A 1,346-nucleotide genomic window follows, 5' to 3' on the forward strand; every position below is an offset into this window, starting at 1 on the left:
CTCCCCCACCGACCCCCTGCCCGACGCCTCCTCCCGGCGCCACGAGCACGCCGCAGGCGCGTACCGACTGCGCGTTCCGGGAGCGGAGTTGAAGGAGGTGCGCCTGACCCTGGCGGGCCGGTCCGCACGGGCGGCGCGCGCGCCTCAGGATGAGCCCGGGCGGGTGACGCGGTGGCGGAGGTAGACGACCCGGGAGCCGACCGTGCGGGTCTCGACGAGTTCGAGGTCCACCCGGCGCGCGTCCCGGGGAAAGAACGGGGTGCCCCCGCCGACCAGCACCGGGTGGACCATGGCCCGGTACTCGTCGATCAGGTCCAGCGCGGCGGCCTCGGCCGCGAGGGTCGCGCCACCGATCGCGATCTCGCCCTCCCCCGGTTCGGCCCGTAGCCGCTCGATCTCCTCCGCCAGCCCGCCGGCGGCCAGCCGGGCGTTGCCCTGCACCGTCGACAGGGTGGTGGAGAACACCACCTTGGGGAGCGGGTTCCACAGCGCGATCCACTCGCGCGTCGCGTCGTCGAGCGACGGATCCTGGTCGGCGGTCTCCCAGTACAGCATCGTCTCGTACAACCGTCGCCCCATCAGGTGGACGTCGACGCCGCGGATCTCGTCGATCCAGAAGCGGAAGACCTCGTCCTCGGGCTCCGTCCAGTCGAAGGTGCCGTCCGGCCCGACGATGTAGCCGTCGAGCGAGACACCCATCGAATAGGTCACGCTGCGCATCAGAAGTCCTCCTCGGGAACGGGGTGGATCGCCAGCCAGGGGTGCGCGGGAGTGGTGGTCGGGGCGGCGCCGAAGAGGCCGGGGGTGGTGCCGGAGGTCGTCGTCGTCAGGATGCCCTCCGTCCGGGACGCCGTGAAGCGGGGCGCGTCGAGGGTGAGGAGGGCTGCAGGTGTGCCGGTGGTGCGGCGGAACTCCGCCAGCTCCCGCAGCACCAGCTCCGCCTCCTTGCCCTCCACCCGGTCCCGGCCCGTCCGTTCCTGTACGACGACCAGCGCGTGGGCGGCCGGGTCCGCGACGGTGGCCGCGAACGCGGCGCGCAGGGCGCGGATGCGGGCGAGGCCGCCGCCGTCGAGGGTGCGGCGGGTGGTGTCCTGGAGCAGGAAGCGCACGCCCCGGTGGCGGAAGGCCGGGCCGGCCGGGCCCTGCGGCGCACCGGCTGCCGCCACCGGCAGCAGCAGGGGCCGGTGCGAGCTGCCGTCGGGGGTCAGGGCGAAGTCGACGCGGGCCGCGCGCAGCCGCGCCAGGGCCCGGTCCCGGTCGGGGCCGGGGCGGGCCAGCCGGGCCGGGAGGGTGGCGAACCGCCACGGCATGGCGGCGACGGCCGCGGCGGTGGTGACGGCCGGGTC

The 1,346-nt window shown here is 75.5% G+C and carries 1 protein-coding gene and 1 pseudogene; both read right to left on the reverse strand.

What is annotated here, in order from left to right; translation table 11 throughout:
• Positions 1–144: 144 nt before the first annotated feature.
• The gene (locus EF918_RS35780) at positions 145–720 is read right to left on the reverse strand and encodes a dihydrofolate reductase family protein (protein WP_125652984.1); all 576 of its coding nucleotides are present in this window, start codon (positions 718–720) and stop codon (positions 145–147) included.
• A pseudogene (locus EF918_RS37555) lies at positions 720–1,346 on the reverse strand (hypothetical protein); the annotation flags it as partial. The pseudogene EF918_RS37555 and the gene EF918_RS35780, both read right to left, overlap by 1 nt.

Origin of the sequence: Streptomyces sp. WAC06614 (assembly GCF_003949795.1) — a bacterium.
Classification (GTDB): Bacteria; Actinomycetota; Actinomycetes; order Streptomycetales; family Streptomycetaceae; genus Streptomyces.